Here is a 14,240-nt window from a genome sequence, read left to right as displayed (position 1 = left end):
CACGCTTCGTGAAATGCACTGGTCTTTGCATGGTGAAATTTTGTGCTTGAATTCACCAATGCAATTGCGACAACTCGGGCCCGGGGGATGGGCAAGATTTTGGGGAAGCGAAGAACAAGATGACCGAAGAAGGCACGGCCCCGCAAGAGGTTCACGGCCGCGTTAAGTGGTTCGATCCCGTAAAGGGATTCGGCTTCATCGTGGCCGACGACGGCGGCCCGGATATCCTGCTCCATGCGAACGTTCTGCGCAACTTCGGCCAGAGCTCCGTCGCGGACGGCGCGGGGATCGCGGTCCGGGTGCAACAGACGCAACGTGGGGCCCAGGCGACCGAAGTTCTGACGATCGAACCGCCCGAGCCCGTGGCCGGGCAGGGAGTTCTCGACGATCTGGCGGGCGATGCGATGCCCGATCCGGCAGATCAGCCGCTGGAACCTGCGCGGGTGAAGTGGTTCGACAAGGGCAAGGGCTTCGGCTTTGCCAACGTGTTCGGCCGGTCGGAGGACGTGTTCGTCCATATCGAAGTTCTGCGGATGTCGGGCTTTGCCGACCTGCAGCCGGGCGAGGCGATCGGACTGCGCATCATAGAGGGCCGCCGCGGCCGGATGGCGACGCAGGTGACCTCGTGGGAGGCCGCGCTGCGCGAGCCTGCCCATGCAGGCTCCCACGAAAGTTCTCATGAGAGCTCCGACGAGACCTCGAGCGAGAATTCCGCGTGACGGCGCTTCCGCGCTGGCTTCGCGTCGCGACGGTTTCGGCTTTCATCCTTATCTGGCAAGGAGTTGCAGCCCAGGCGGGCTGTGCTCCTGGCCGGGTGGAGTTCCGCTCCGGTACCGGCGCGGGCACACCGGTCGTGGCCTTTCAGGTCAAATATGCCCGCACCGACGACGAGAGGACGCGGGGCCTGATGAACGTTCGGCATCTCGATGCGGATGCGGGGATGCTGTTCCTTTTCGGCACGCCGCAGTCGGTCTCGTTCTGGATGCATAACACGCTGATCCCGCTCGACATGGTGTTTCTCGACCGGGCGGGCCGGGTGACACGGATCGCCGAGAAGGCAAAGCCGATGGACGATACGCCGATCTTCGGCGGTGACAAGGTTTTCGCGGTGCTCGAGGTGAACGGTGGCGCCGCCGCCCACGCCGGCCTGAGGGTCGGCGCGCAGATGCGGGCCGGCGTCATGCCGCAATCTGCGGCACTCTGGCGCTGCGACGCGCGTTAGGCGCTTTCCTCCGCCCGGCTTCCCTTGTATGCAGGCGCCGTCGGGGCGTAGCGCAGCCTGGTAGCGCGTCTGTTTTGGGTACAGAAGGTCGTGAGTTCGAATCTCGCCGCCCCGACCATTCCCACATGATCCACCGATCACGCCGCCGGTTTTCATACCGCCGGTTTTCACGTCGGGAGGCAGCACCGCCTTGCATGCGGCCGTTGCCCTCCCGCGCGGAAAGTTCTTCGGTTTCGCACCAACCTGATCCAGACTTTGCCACGGGGTCATGAGATCGTGATCCGGCGTGATAGCGTGATCCGTCCAGCGTGACCCACGCCGGGGCCCGACGCAGGTTCAGGCGCGGGCCACGCGTACGCATCTGCGGGGGAGGAGAGGCTTGAAATTCCGGCACTCAAATCATATTCACAAAATGGAATAGTATTTGTGCAAGGGATCGCCGCGGTCGCGCGGTGTTGCCCGCACCTGGAAGGATGATGTCATGCGATCGCTGTTGACCGCTCTTGCCCTTGCTGCAGCGCCGCTTCTGGTGCCGCTTTCCGCCCCGGCGGCCGAACTTGCGCCGCTGGCGCCCGTGATCGTCACCGACTGGAAGGCGGTCTACGGCGAGATCGAGCCGAAGGACGACGTTCCGGCGCGGGCCCGAATCGGCGGAACCCTTGTCGCGCTCACGGTGACCGAGAATGACCAGGTTACGGCGGGGCAGGAGATCGGCCATATCGTCGACCAGAAACTCAACTACCAGCTGAGTTCCTTCGACGCCCAGCTGAAGGCACTGAACGCGCAGCTGACCAACGCCCAGGCCGAGCTGAAGCGCGGGGAGGAGCTGAAGGCGCGCGGTGTCAGCACGGTGCAGCAGCTCGACCAGTTGCAGACCCAGGTCGACGTGCTGACCAATCAGATCGCCGCGACCACGGCACAGCGGCAGGTCGTCGTGCAGCAGTCGGACGAGGGCAGGGTGCTTGCGCCGATCTCGGGCAAGATCCTGACCGTGCCGGTCGCCAAGGGCTCGGTCATCACCCCGGGCGAGACGGTCGCGATGGTGGCGGGGGGCGGCTTCTTCCTGCGGCTCGCGGTGCCCGAACGCCACGCGCCGTTTCTCGAGCAGGGGGCGACGATCCAGATAGAGACGCCGGAGGGGGCCACGACCGGCACGCTGGCCAAGATCTACCCGCTGATCCAGGGCGGGCGCGTGACCGCCGATGTCGAGGTCAGGGACCTTCCGGACCGCTTCGTCGGTGCCCGCGTCCTGGTCAAGCTGCCGGTGGGCAAGCGGCAGGCGCTGATGGTGCCGGAGGCCGCGCTGATCACCCGGCTCGGCCTCGATTATGTCACCGTGGCCGAAGATGGGGGCGAGGTGCTGCGCACCGTCGTGCCCGGCAGCCATGATGAAATCGACGGAACGAAGATGGTCGAGATCCTGTCGGGGCTGGAGCCGGGCGACCGAGTGGTGGTGGCCGAGAAATGAGTACGCCCGACATGCACGACCCGACCCGTCCCCCGAGTGGCGACGCCGCGGCGCCGGTGCGCCTCGGCCTTGCCGGGCGGCTGACGCGGGGCTTCATCCTGTCGCCGCTGACGCCGCTGTTCATCATCGCGGCGCTGGCTGTGGGGATCGTTGCGCTGATGAGCCTGCCGCGCGAGGAAGAGCCGCAGATCTCGGTCCCGCTGGTCGACATTCATATCCAGGCGCCCGGGCTGAAGGCCGCGGATGCGGTCAAGCTGGTTACCGAGCCGATGGAAACCATCGTCAAGGGCATCGCCGGCGTCGACCACGTCTATTCCCAGACCCGCGACGACTACGCGATGGTCACCGCGCGCTTCCAGGTGGGCACCTCGGCCGACGCGGCGATCCTGCGGGTGCATGACAAGGTGCGCGCAAACCTCGACCGGATCCCGGTGGGCATTCCCGAACCCCTGATCGTGGGGCGTGGCATCAACGACGTGGCGATCGTGTCGCTGACGCTGACACCGAAGCCCGGCGCGCATGTCAGCGCGAACGACCTGACCCGCATCGCCCGCGCGTTGCGCACCGAGGTCGCCAAGATCGACAACGTGGGCCTCTCCTACATCGTGGGCGAGGCGCCGGACGCGATCCGCATCGCGCCCGAACCCGAGAAGCTGGCGCTTTACGGCATCACGCTGCAACAGCTTGCCGCCAAGGTAAAAGGCGCGAACGAGGCGCTGTCGACGGGCCGCGTGCGCGAGGGGGGGCAACAGGTCGACCTGGTGGCGGGCCAGACCCTGACCGCGCCGGCCGAGATCGCAAATCTGCTTTTGACGGCACGGGATGGCCGACCGGTCTACGTGCGCGACGTTGCAAACGTGACGTTCGTGCCGAACACGTCGGACGCCATCGTCTCCAACGTCATGCGCGGGCCTGACGGCAAGGTGACGCGGGCCCCGGCGGTGACGCTTGCCGTGGCCAAGCGCGCGGGGTCGAATGCCGTGGTCGTGGCCGACCAGATCCTGCAGATGGTGCAGGGGCTTGAGGGGCGCCTGATCCCCGACACCGTGAAGGTCGAGGTGACGCGCAACTACGGCCATTCCGCGAACGAGAAGGCGAACGAGCTTCTGTTCCACCTCGGGCTCGCCACGATCTCGATTATCGGCCTGGTGCTTCTGGCGGTGGGCTGGCGCGAATCCATCGTGGTCGCGGTGGTGATCCCGGTGACGATCCTGCTCACCCTCTTTGCCGCGTGGATCATGGGTTACACGCTGAACCGGGTCAGCCTGTTTGCGCTGATCTTCTCGATCGGGATCCTGGTCGACGATGCCATCGTGGTGATCGAGAACATCGCCCGGCACTGGGCGCTGGACCGGGGGAAACCGCGCATCCAGGCGGCGATCGAGGCGGTGGCCGAGGTCGGCAACCCCACCATCGTGGCGACGCTGACCGTGGTCGCAGCCTTGTTGCCCATGCTGTTCGTCTCCGGCCTGATGGGGCCGTACATGAGCCCGATCCCCTCGGTCGCCTCGGCCGCGATGATCTTTTCCTTCTTCGTCGCGGTGATCATCACGCCCTGGCTGATGGTCAAGGTCGCGGGGCGCGCACCGATGACCGGGCATGGTCATGATGACAGCCACGGGGGCGACGGAGGCGGCCAGCCCGGCGGGCGTCTGGGCCGGGCCTATGCCGCCGTCGCGCGGCCCGTGCTGAAGACGAAGGGCAGGGCGCTCACGTTCCTGCTGGTCACCGTGGTGCTCAGCTTCGGCTCGCTCGGGCTGCTCTATACCAAGCACGTCACGGTGAAACTGCTGCCCTTCGACAACAAGTCGGAGCTGTCGGTGGTGATCGACATGCCCGCGGGGACGGCGGTGGAAACCACCGACGGCGTGGCGCAGCGAGTGGCCGACGCGGTGATGCAGATCCCCGAGGTCGTCTCGGCCCAGACTCATGCGGGCACGGCGGCGCCCTTCGATTTCAACGGGCTTGTCCGGCATTATTACCTGCGTGGCGACCCGAACGAAGGCGAAGTGCAGATCAACCTGTCACCCAAGGGCGACCGGGACCGGACCTCGCACCAGATCGCGCTCGAGATCCGCGAGAAGCTGAACGCGCTGAAGCTGCCCGAGAGCGCGCGGCTGAAGACGGTCGAGCCCCCGCCCGGCCCGCCGGTGATCTCCACCCTTCTGGCCGAGGTCTACGGGCCGACGCCCGAGGTCCGTCGCGATGCCGCCCGCAAGATCGAGGAGGCGTTCCGCAAGGTGCCCTTCATCGTGGATGTGGACGACAGTTTCCGCAATCAGCCCGACCGGATGCGCGCGACGCTGTCCACCGACAACCTGGAATTCTACCACGTGCAGGATGCCGACGTGTTCGACACGCTCAAGATCCTGAACGGGATGACGACGATCGGCTATTCCCACCGCGGCGCGGGGCGCCAGCCGATTCCGATCATCGTCGAGCTGGCCAAGAAGGACCGGGTGGTGAATCCGGCGTTCCTTTCCACCCCGATTCCCGCCAACGCGCTGCCCGGTGGCAAGGGGGTGGTGGAGCTTGGTGACGTGGTGACGATGCAGAAGGAAAAGGCCAGCTACCCGATCTTCCGCCACAACGGCCGCTTCGCCGAGATGGTGACGGCCGAGCTGGCGGGCCGGTTCGAGGCGCCGCTTTACGGCATGCTGGCCGTCGATCAGGAACTGGACAAGATGACCTGGCCGGCGGGCGAGAAGCCGGTGGTCGCGCTGCATGGCCAGCCGACGGACGAAAGCCACGTGACGCTTCTGTGGGATGGCGAGTGGGAGGTGACATGGGTCACCTTCCGCGACATGGGCGCGGCCTTCGGGGTGGCGCTGCTGGGGATCTACATCCTGGTGGTGGCGCAATTCGGGTCGTTCAAGCTGCCGCTGGTGATCCTGACGCCGATTCCCCTGACGTTCCTGGGGATCATGCTGGGGCACTGGCTGTTCCATGCGCCGTTCACCGCGACCTCGATGATCGGCTTCATCGCGCTGGCGGGAATCATCGTGCGGAACTCTATCCTGCTGGTGGATTTCATCCGCCATGCCGATCCGGCGGGGAAGACCAAGGTCGACATCCTGATCGAGGCCGGCGCAATCCGGTTCAAGCCGATCCTGCTGACCGCGATCGCGGCGATGATCGGTGCCGTGGTGATCCTCAGCGACCCCATTTTCCAGGGCCTGGCGATCTCTCTGCTGTTCGGTCTCTTGTCCTCGACCCTGCTGACCGTGTTGGTGATCCCTGCGATCTACCGAGTCTTCCGCAGCTGAGACGCTACATATTGTGGCAGACGGCGTGCCCTTCCTCCGGTTCGAAGGGCGCGCCGTTTTCTTTTTGCCACAGTAGCTTGGCGATCGATCCGGGCGCCCAAAGGCACGGGAAAGGGTGCTGTGCATGATTTCATCCCGGCGAATTTTGCCTTCGAAATGGTATCCAAGTCCATGAAATATTTATGTAAATCCATGGTGCCCTCAAAGTTGTCCACGGCTTCTCCACAGATTCGTAACGGTGACCTGTGTTTAGCCCCCGGCCGCGCCCTCAAGCGGGGCAAAGGGTCAACCGAAAAAACCGCTGCGCCTACCAGATTTTGTCGTTGACCCGCCCCCGCATTCTACGTCAGTTTGTGTGGGCTGGCCCAGATGCACACAACATGTAGTGCAGGTGGCCGGAGCGGGACACTCAGTAAGAGCCAGGCGTGCAAAGCGCCGGACCGGTCGCCCCTGATGCGGGCGGCGACGGTTGCGTCATGTCCCCCTCCGCCGGGACCGGCTGAGAGGCGTCGGAACACGCCATGGGGACAGGACAGGTCGAAGAGGCATAGAGATGAAGATCGAGCGCAAATTCACCGAGGCCGGGCAGGACGCCTACGCCGCCATTTCCTTTACCACCACCGTGTCGGAGATCCGCAACCCGGACGGCAAGATCGTCTTCCGCAACGAGGCGGTCGAGGTCCCCGAGGGGTGGAGCCAGGTCGCCTCGGACGTGCTGGCGCAGAAATACTTCCGCAAGGCCGGTGTCCCCGCGGCGCTCAAGCGCGTGAAGGAAAAGGACGTGCCGGAATTCCTGTGGCGTTCCGTCCCCGACGAGAAGGCGCTGCAGGCGCTTCCCGAAGAGGCCCGGATGGGTGGCGAAAGCTCGGCCCGGCAGGTGTTCGACCGTCTCGCCGGCGCCTGGGCCTACTGGGGCTGGAAGGGCGGCTACTTCACCACCGAATCCGACGCCCGCGCCTATTTCGACGAGATGCGCGCGATGCTGGCGCTGCAGATGGCTGCGCCGAACTCCCCGCAATGGTTCAACACCGGCCTGCACTGGGCCTATGGCATCGACGGCCCGGGGCAGGGCCATTACTACGTCGACTACAAGACCGGCAAGCTGACGAAATCGGCCTCGGCCTACGAACATCCGCAGCCGCACGCCTGCTTCATCCAGTCGGTCGCCGACGACCTGGTGGGTGACGGCGGCATCATGGATCTCTGGGTCCGCGAGGCGCGTCTGTTCAAGTACGGCTCGGGCACCGGCACCAACTTCTCGTCGCTGCGCGCCGAGGGTGAAAAGCTGTCGGGCGGCGGCAAGTCGTCGGGCCTGATGGGCTTTCTGCGGATCGGCGACCGTGCCGCGGGCGCGATCAAGTCGGGCGGCACCACGCGGCGCGCGGCCAAGATGGTGATCTGCGACATGGATCACCCCGATATCGAGGAATTCGTGAACTGGAAGGTGAAGGAGGAGCAGAAGGTTGCCTCTCTCGTCGCTGGCTCCAAGATGCACGAGCGCGAGCTGAACAAGATTTTCGAGGCCATCAAGGCCTTCGACGGCACGATGGAAGGCGCGACCGACCCGGCCCAGAACGCGGGCCTGAAGGACGCGATCAAGTCGGCCAAGCGGGTGATGATCCCCGAGACCTACATCAATCGCGTGCTGCAATACGCTCGGCAAGGTTACGACGCGATCGAGTTCCCGACCTATTCGACCGACTGGGACAGCGAGGCCTATGCGACCGTCGCGGGCCAGAACTCGAACAACTCCGTCCGCGTGACGGATGCGTTCCTCAAGGCGGTCAAGGACGATGCCGACTGGGCGCTCCTGCGCCGCACCGACGGCAAGGTCGCCAAGACCGTAAAGGCGCGCGAGCTGTGGGATCAGGTTGGTCACGCCGCTTGGGCCTGCGCCGATCCGGGGATCCAGTTCCACGACACCGTGAACGCCTGGCACACCTGCCCCGAGGACGGGCCGATCCGGGGCTCCAACCCCTGTTCGGAATACATGTTCCTCGACGACACGGCCTGTAACCTTGCCTCGATGAACCTGCTGACCTTCTACGAGAACGGCAAGTTCGACGCCGAAGGCTACATGCACGCCACGCGGCTGTGGACGATCACGCTGGAGATCAGCGTGACCATGGCGCAGTTCCCCTCGAAGGAAATCGCGCAGCTGTCGTATGACTTCCGCACGCTGGGCCTGGGCTACGCCAACATCGGCGGCCTCTTGATGAACATGGGCCTCGGCTATGACAGCGACGAGGGCCGGGCGCTGGGTGGCGCGCTGACCGCGATCATGACCGGTGTGGCCTATGCCACCTCGGCCGAGATGGCGGGCGAACTGGGCGCCTTCCCGAGCCATGGGCGCAACGCCGCCCACATGCTGCGGGTGATCCGCAACCACCGCCGGGCCGCCTATGGCGAGGTGTCGGGCTATGAGGATCTGGCGGTCAAGCCGGTCGCCCTAGACCACGTGAACTGCCCCGACCAAACCCTTGTCGCGCTGTCGAAATCGGCGTGGGACGAGGCGCTGTCGCTGGGCGAGAAGCACGGCTACCGCAACGCGCAGGTCTCGGTCATCGCGCCGACCGGCACGATCGGTCTGGTGATGGATTGCGACACCACGGGGATCGAGCCGGACTTCGCGCTGGTGAAGTTCAAGAAGCTGGCCGGTGGCGGCTACTTCAAGATCATCAACCGTTCGGTTCCGGGCGCGCTGGAAACCCTTGGCTACGGCTCGGCCCAGATCGAGGAGATCATCGCCTATGCCGTCGGTCACGCCAGCCTTGGCAATTGCCCCGGCATCAACCACACCGCGCTGATCGGGCACGGGTTCGGGGCGCGCGAGCTGGAGAAGATCGAGGCCGCGCTGCCCTCGGCCTTCGACATCCGCTTCGTCTTCAACCAGTGGACGCTGGGCGAGGAGTTCTGCACCAAGACGCTGGGCATCCCGGCGGCCAAGCTGAACGATCCGGGGTTCGACCTGCTGCGTCACCTGGGCTTCACCAAGCAACAGATCGAGGCCGCGAACGATCATGTCTGCGGGACGATGACGCTGGAAGGCGCGCCGTTCCTGAAGCCGGAACATTACGTCGTCTTCGACTGCGCCAACCCCTGCGGCAAGAAGGGCAAGCGCTACCTTTCGGTCGACAGCCACATCAAGATGATGGCGGCCGCGCAATCCTTCATCTCGGGCGCGATCTCCAAGACCATCAACATGCCGAACTCGGCCACGATCGAGGATTGCCTCGCGGCCTACGAACTGTCGTGGAGCCTGGGCATCAAGGCCAACGCGCTCTATCGTGACGGCTCCAAGCTCAGCCAGCCGCTGGCGGCGGCGCTGGTCGAGGACGACGAGGAGGCCGAAGAGGTCCTGACCTCGGGCACGCCGATGGAGAAGGCGCAGGTCATCGCCGAGAAGATCGTCGAGAAGGTGGTGGTGAAGGAGATCGTTCGCTCGCACCGCGAGAAGCTGCCGGAGCGTCGCAAGGGCTACACCCAGAAGGCGATGATCGGCGGTCACAAGGTCTACCTGCGCACCGGCGAGTACAAGGACGGCGCACTGGGCGAGATCTTCATCGACATGCACAAGGAAGGCGCGGGCTTCCGGGCGATGATGAACAACTTCGCCATCGCGGTCTCGGTCGGCCTTCAGTACGGCGTGCCGCTGGAGGAATTCGTCGACGCCTTCACCTTCACCAAGTTCGAACCGGCCGGGATGGTGCAGGGCAACGACTCGATCAAGTCGGCGACCTCGATCCTCGATTACATCTTCCGGGAACTGGCGGTCAGCTACCTCGACCGCACCGATCTGGCGCATGTGAAGCCTGCGGGGGCGACCTTCGACACGATCAGCCACCAGGAAGAGGCCGGCAACGTGGCCGAACCCAGCGAGAGCGCCGCGTCGAAATCGCTCGAGGTGCTCAAGCAGATCTCCTCGACCGGGTATCTGCGCAAGCGGGTCCCGCAGGAGCTGGTGGTGCTGCAGGGCGGCATGTCGGCGACCGGCTTTGCCGGGACCGATCCCTCGGCCGCGCTGGCGGCGATCGTGGGGGATACCGGGGTGACGACGGCGGCGGCGCCGAGCACCGCGCTCAGCTCCGGCTCGGTCTCGATGGATGCGCGGACCAAGGCCAAGATGCAGGGCTACGAGGGCGACCCCTGTGGCGAGTGCGGCAACTATACGCTGGTGCGCAATGGCACCTGCATGAAGTGCAACACCTGCGGCGGGACGAGCGGCTGTAGCTGACCTTCGCGGCCGTCTGATCCGACAGACCCGCAAGACCGGGACGACATCATGGGGGCACGAGGGGCGGCAGGCCCCCCGTGCCCCCCTTCGCGTTTCAGTCGATGGAAACCGTCGCGGTGCGGCCGACCACCAGCCCCTTCGCCTGATCGCCGTCGAGGGTGATCCTGACCGGCACCCGCTGGGCCAGCCTGACCCACGAAAAGGTGGAGGCGACGTTGGCAAGGTCGCCCCTGACGTCCGACCGTTCCCGGTCGGTGACGCCTGCCGAGATGCTGGTGACATGGCCGGTCAGGCTGCGGGTCGTCCCCATCAGCGTCACCTTCGCCGGGTCGCCGACATGGATGCGCGGCAGCTTGGTCTCCTCGAAATACCCCGCGATGTAGACCGTCGCCGAATCCACCAGCGCGGCGACCGGGGTGCCGGCGCTGGCATAATCGCCGGGACGCAGCGAGAGGTTGGTTATCCGCCCCGGAACCGTGGCCCGCACCGCAGTCCGCTCGAGGTTGAGCTTTGCCAGGTCGAGCGCGGCGCGCGCATCCGCCTGGGCGGCGACGGCCGATTTCAGGTTGGCCTCGTTCTCGTCCAGCGTCTGCTGGCTGGCGAAATCCTGGCCCGCCAGCTTCTTCTTGCGGCCCAGCGTAAGCTGCGCGACGGTCACGGCGGCATCGGCCTCGTCCAGCGCGGCCTTCGCTTGCGCCACGGCAAGCTGGAAGCGGCGCGGGTCGATGCGGAACAGGATGTCGCCCTTCCTGACCACCGCCTCGTCCTTCACCAGGACGTCGCTGACCAGCCCCGAGACATCGGGTGTCACATGCACCACATCGGCACGCACGTGCCCGTCGCGCGTCCAGGGCGCGGCCATGTAGTAATCCCACAGGCTGTGGGCAAGGATCAGGGCGCAGACGCAGATCGCCAGCGTGATCAGGGCCCGGCCGGCGGACCCGGCGGTGTTTTTCAGTAGACGAACCATTTCAGACCATATCCGATGAGACCAAGGATGACGCCGTAGAGGGCGACGTCGAAAAGCGGGCGGTGCCAGACGAAGCGGTACGCTCCGACCCGGACCAGCCCCCTGCGAAGCACGAGGAAGACCCAGTATCCCGCCAGTGCTGCGATCAGCAGAGTGGGAAGGAAGACCCCATATATATCAATCTGTTGCATCAGGTAGTTGCTCCCGCTGCGAGAGGCGTCACTTTGGACGCCCGGGGGTCGGGGTCCAGGTCCGGACCCAGATCCAGGTTCAGGGGCACGGGCGCGCGCCCGGCGGGCGAGACGCCCAGCCGGATGCCCGTCAGTGCGGCAAGGACCTGCGCCCGCTGGCGTCCGGCGAGGATCGGGTTGAGCCGCCGCGCCGCCGCGTCGAGGTCCTCGACCAGGGCTTCGGCTGCGCGGATGTCGTGGCGGCGGCGCGTGGCGTAGAAGGTGGAGAGACGGGCGAGCAGCGCGCCCAGCTCGGTCGCTTCGACGGCGGACAATCCGGGCCGCAACTGCTTCAGCCGGACGAGGTTCAGCCCGACGCGCAGGTCGCGCAGGATGTCGCCGGCCAGCAGGTCGTGCCCGCCGCGCACCTGCGCCAGACGCGGCGCCGCCTGTCCCAGCGCATCGACCAGAACCGCGCCCAGCTCCTCGGCCGAGACCGGGCTGGAGGGCCGGGTCGCGTCGGCGATCCGGGCCCATGCCCGGCGCAGCACCCGGTTGGCGGCGACGTCGGCGCCGATCGACCGGACGTTGCCCACCACGCTCATCGCGATCACCATGCCCATGATCGTGCCGATGTTCCCGCTCATCGACAGGCTGAGGTTCGGGCTGTAATTCGCCTTGAGCAGCAGCATGTAGCAGAAGTTGACGCAAAGCGTCAGGCCGATGGTCGCGGTGGCGGGCCGGGCCATCAGCACCCCGGCCGGCAGCAGGTAGAGCCCGAGCGCCGCGACCAGCGGCACGATGCCGGTGATCTGCGGCAACAGCGCGAATTCGTAGACGAAGGCGGCGACCATGGCCCAGATCAGATATTTCAGAAAGCCGCGCATCGCTGGCACCGGGTTGTCGATCGCGCCCAGGATGCAGCAGAACACCGGGGCAAGCTGCGCCATCGCGATTCCGCCGTCGCTCCACCCCGTGACGCGCCAGAGCGTGGCCGAGATCACGACGGCGAGGAAGGCCGCAAGCCCGGCCATGCCGGCGCTCAGCCGGTCGCGCACCGGCGGGGCCGCCGGGCGGTCGCCCAGCAGGGCGCGCTCTCCAGTCGTCAGCCGGCGGCCGCTGGCGATCGCCGCACGCAGCAGGGCACAGTCGCCCCAAAGCGTCACGACGTCGTTCAGCCGCTCGGCCAGGTTGACGTGGACAAGATTGCTCCAGCCGCCAAGATCGCGCGCGCCCTCGCTGATCCGCCGCACGTCGTCTGTCAGGCGGCCGGCCCGGATTGTGTCGGTCGCGCCGTCCTCGATCCAGTCGGCGATTTCGCCCAGCAGGGCGCGCTCCTCCGGCGACAGGGTGCCCAGCTCCTCGAGCACGCGGATCTGGTCGTGCACCGCCGACAGGATCGGCAGCAGCCGGGTCATGCGCGATTGCAGCGCGAGGCTGAGGTCGACCAGGTCGCGGTGGTGCGACGTGTCGTAGGAAATATGCGTGGTGAAATTGCGCATGTCGGTCGCGTCGCCGGCAAGACGGCGGATCTCGGCGCGGGCGGCGTCTTCCTCGAACGCGCCGCGCAGGGTGGCGGCGGCCAGGGCCGCGGCGTTGTCGAGCCAGCCGTTGACCCGGCCGAACAGCACGGGGCCCACGTGACGCGGGAAGATCAGCCGGTTCACCAGCGCGGCACAGATGACGCCGATCGCGATCTCCTCGACCCGCGCGACGGCGGTGGGGAATACGGCGGTCGGATCGTCGACGATGGTGAAGGCCACCAGCGCGACGGTGTAGCCGCCCAGCATGAAGGCATAGCTGCGCGGCGTCCCGTCGAGGAGCGAGACGAAGAGGCACAGGGCGATCCACGCGCCCACGACAAGGATGAACAGCGTCGGCGCCGCGACCAGGATGGGCAGGATGGCGATCGTCATCACCCCGCCGATGACGGTGCCCAGCAGGCGGTAGACCGCCTTCGAGGTGCTCGCCCCCGACAGCGGGTTCGACACGAGGTAGACGCAGCCGAGCGCCCAGTACGGGTTCTCGAGGTTGAAGGCGCAGGCGATCGAGAAGGCCAGCCCCGCGGCGATGAAGGCCTTGATCGAGAACAGCGCGTCGGCGGTCGAGATAGCGGGTGCCTTCGGATGGGCCGGCGCCTTCGGCGTGTCGGTTTTCGGAGCGGCGGAGGGGGAGGTCTGCACGGGCGGGGGCGCAGTCGGGAGGTCTGGCGCGTCGGTATCCGCGCGTCCGGCCCCGGCCTGCGCCGGTGCGCTTCCCCTGGGCAGGACCGAGGCACTCATGACGCGGTCTCGTCGTAGAGCGCGGAGAGGATCTTCTCGAGCACCCGTTCCGTCACCGCCAGGTCCTCCGGCGCGATCCCCACGAGAAGACGGCCGCGCAGGGCCTGCAACGTGTCCGAGGCATGCCGGGCCGGCGCCTGCCCGCGTTCGGTGAGATACACCAGCTTGGCGCGGCGGTCGGTCGGGTCGCTGTCGCGGCGGATGTAGCCGTCGCGTTCCAGCACGTCGAGGATGCGCACCAGCGCCGTGTTCTCCACCCCGACGCGGCGGGCGAGTTCCGTCTGCCGGATGCCGTCGCCGTCGCGCAGCAGGTGGACGATGGGCAGGGCAGTGGCGTCCGACAGCCCCTCGCGTGCCAGCTCCCTGGCGATCTCCCGGCGCCAGGATTGCGCGACCGCGATCAGCAACGGGGCAAAGCTCGTCTTCTCTTCGATATGATCCGCCATCGCGCCCGTATCCTTTGTGCCCTGGGGTCCCTGTCGGCTATATAGATGACATATCATTTAATGTAATGTCATCTTATTGTGCGCCAGTGCACAAGGCTTGTCAGGGGTGGACATGAGCCTCCGGAACCTCGGATGGGGGCCGTCCGGGGCCGTGCGGGGGGGGCATGGAAAGACAGGGCAGG

Annotated in this window: 9 protein-coding genes and 1 tRNA gene; 6 read left to right on the top strand and 4 right to left on the bottom strand. The window is 66.4% G+C overall.

What is annotated here, in order from left to right; translation table 11 throughout:
• Nucleotides 1–119 precede the first annotated feature (119 nt).
• The 6 genes from CVV76_RS10635 to CVV76_RS10610 all read left to right on the top strand — a co-directional run bounded on the left by CVV76_RS10635 (nt 120) and on the right by CVV76_RS10610 (nt 10,190).
• Complete coding sequence (locus CVV76_RS10635) at nt 120–719, top strand: cold-shock protein (protein WP_102224619.1); 600 nt, start codon at nt 120–122, stop codon at nt 717–719.
• Complete coding sequence (locus tag CVV76_RS10630; RefSeq protein ID WP_332888540.1) at nt 716–1,222, top strand: DUF192 domain-containing protein; 507 nt, start codon at nt 716–718, stop codon at nt 1,220–1,222. The genes CVV76_RS10635 and CVV76_RS10630 overlap by 4 nt, the downstream gene beginning before the upstream one ends.
• 41 nt (nt 1,223–1,263) lie before the next feature.
• Nucleotides 1,264–1,340 (top strand) — tRNA-Pro (locus CVV76_RS10625).
• A gap of 363 nt (nt 1,341–1,703) precedes the next feature.
• Nucleotides 1,704–2,690 carry an efflux RND transporter periplasmic adaptor subunit gene (locus CVV76_RS10620; RefSeq protein ID WP_233192806.1) on the top strand — a complete coding sequence of 329 codons (987 nt, stop codon included), beginning with the start codon at nt 1,704–1,706 and terminating at the stop codon, nt 2,688–2,690.
• Between the two features lie 11 nt (nt 2,691–2,701).
• Nucleotides 2,702–5,956: an efflux RND transporter permease subunit gene (locus CVV76_RS10615; RefSeq protein ID WP_102224618.1), complete on the top strand. Its 3,255-nt coding sequence runs from the start codon at nt 2,702–2,704 to the stop codon at nt 5,954–5,956.
• Between the two features lie 553 nt (nt 5,957–6,509).
• Entirely contained in the window at nt 6,510–10,190 is a 3,681-nt protein-coding gene (locus CVV76_RS10610) for a vitamin B12-dependent ribonucleotide reductase (RefSeq protein WP_102224617.1), read from the top strand.
• Nucleotides 10,191–10,284: 94 nt separating this feature from the next.
• Here CVV76_RS10610 and CVV76_RS10605 read toward each other — a convergent pair whose 3' ends face one another.
• Genes CVV76_RS10605 through CVV76_RS10590 form a run of 4 tightly spaced genes read right to left on the bottom strand, consistent with a single transcriptional unit; the run spans nt 10,285 to nt 14,058 of the window.
• Nucleotides 10,285–11,160: an efflux RND transporter periplasmic adaptor subunit gene (locus CVV76_RS10605; RefSeq protein ID WP_102224616.1), complete on the bottom strand. Its 876-nt coding sequence runs from the start codon at nt 11,158–11,160 to the stop codon at nt 10,285–10,287.
• Nucleotides 11,145–11,351: a DUF1656 domain-containing protein gene (locus CVV76_RS10600; protein WP_233192805.1), complete on the bottom strand. Its 207-nt coding sequence runs from the start codon at nt 11,349–11,351 to the stop codon at nt 11,145–11,147. Before CVV76_RS10600 ends, CVV76_RS10605 begins: the two co-directional genes overlap by 16 nt.
• Nucleotides 11,351–13,612 (bottom strand): FUSC family protein, encoded by a 2,262-nt coding sequence (locus CVV76_RS10595; RefSeq protein WP_102224615.1) that lies wholly within the window; start codon nt 13,610–13,612, stop codon nt 11,351–11,353. Before CVV76_RS10595 ends, CVV76_RS10600 begins: the two co-directional genes overlap by 1 nt.
• Nucleotides 13,609–14,058, bottom strand: a complete 450-nt coding sequence (locus CVV76_RS10590) for a MarR family winged helix-turn-helix transcriptional regulator (RefSeq protein WP_158243134.1) — start codon at nt 14,056–14,058, stop codon at nt 13,609–13,611. The genes CVV76_RS10595 and CVV76_RS10590 overlap by 4 nt, the downstream gene beginning before the upstream one ends.
• Nucleotides 14,059–14,240 lie beyond the last annotated feature (182 nt).

The organism is Acidimangrovimonas sediminis (assembly GCF_002871005.1).
GTDB classification, from domain to species: domain Bacteria; phylum Pseudomonadota; class Alphaproteobacteria; order Rhodobacterales; family Rhodobacteraceae; genus Acidimangrovimonas; species Acidimangrovimonas sediminis.
The sequence above is the reverse complement of the archived record's forward strand: the minus strand, read 5'-3'. Positions and strand labels throughout refer to the sequence as shown.

Bases quoted from the DNA above. Each gene is read 5' to 3' on its own strand.
- CVV76_RS10635 (WP_102224619.1), top strand. From the start codon at position 120: ATGACCGAAGAAGGCACGGCCCCGCAAGAGGTTCACGGCCGCGTTAAG.
- CVV76_RS10620 (WP_233192806.1), top strand. From the start codon at position 1,704: ATGCGATCGCTGTTGACCGCTCTTGCCCTTGCTGCAGCGCCGCTTCTG.
- CVV76_RS10615 (WP_102224618.1), top strand. From the start codon at position 2,702: ATGCACGACCCGACCCGTCCCCCGAGTGGCGACGCCGCGGCGCCGGTG.
- CVV76_RS10610 (WP_102224617.1), top strand. From the start codon at position 6,510: ATGAAGATCGAGCGCAAATTCACCGAGGCCGGGCAGGACGCCTACGCC.
- CVV76_RS10605 (WP_102224616.1), bottom strand. From the start codon at position 11,160: ATGGTTCGTCTACTGAAAAACACCGCCGGGTCCGCCGGCCGGGCCCTG.
- CVV76_RS10600 (WP_233192805.1), bottom strand. From the start codon at position 11,351: ATGCAACAGATTGATATATATGGGGTCTTCCTTCCCACTCTGCTGATC.
- CVV76_RS10595 (WP_102224615.1), bottom strand. From the start codon at position 13,612: ATGAGTGCCTCGGTCCTGCCCAGGGGAAGCGCACCGGCGCAGGCCGGG.
- CVV76_RS10590 (WP_158243134.1), bottom strand. From the start codon at position 14,058: ATGGCGGATCATATCGAAGAGAAGACGAGCTTTGCCCCGTTGCTGATC.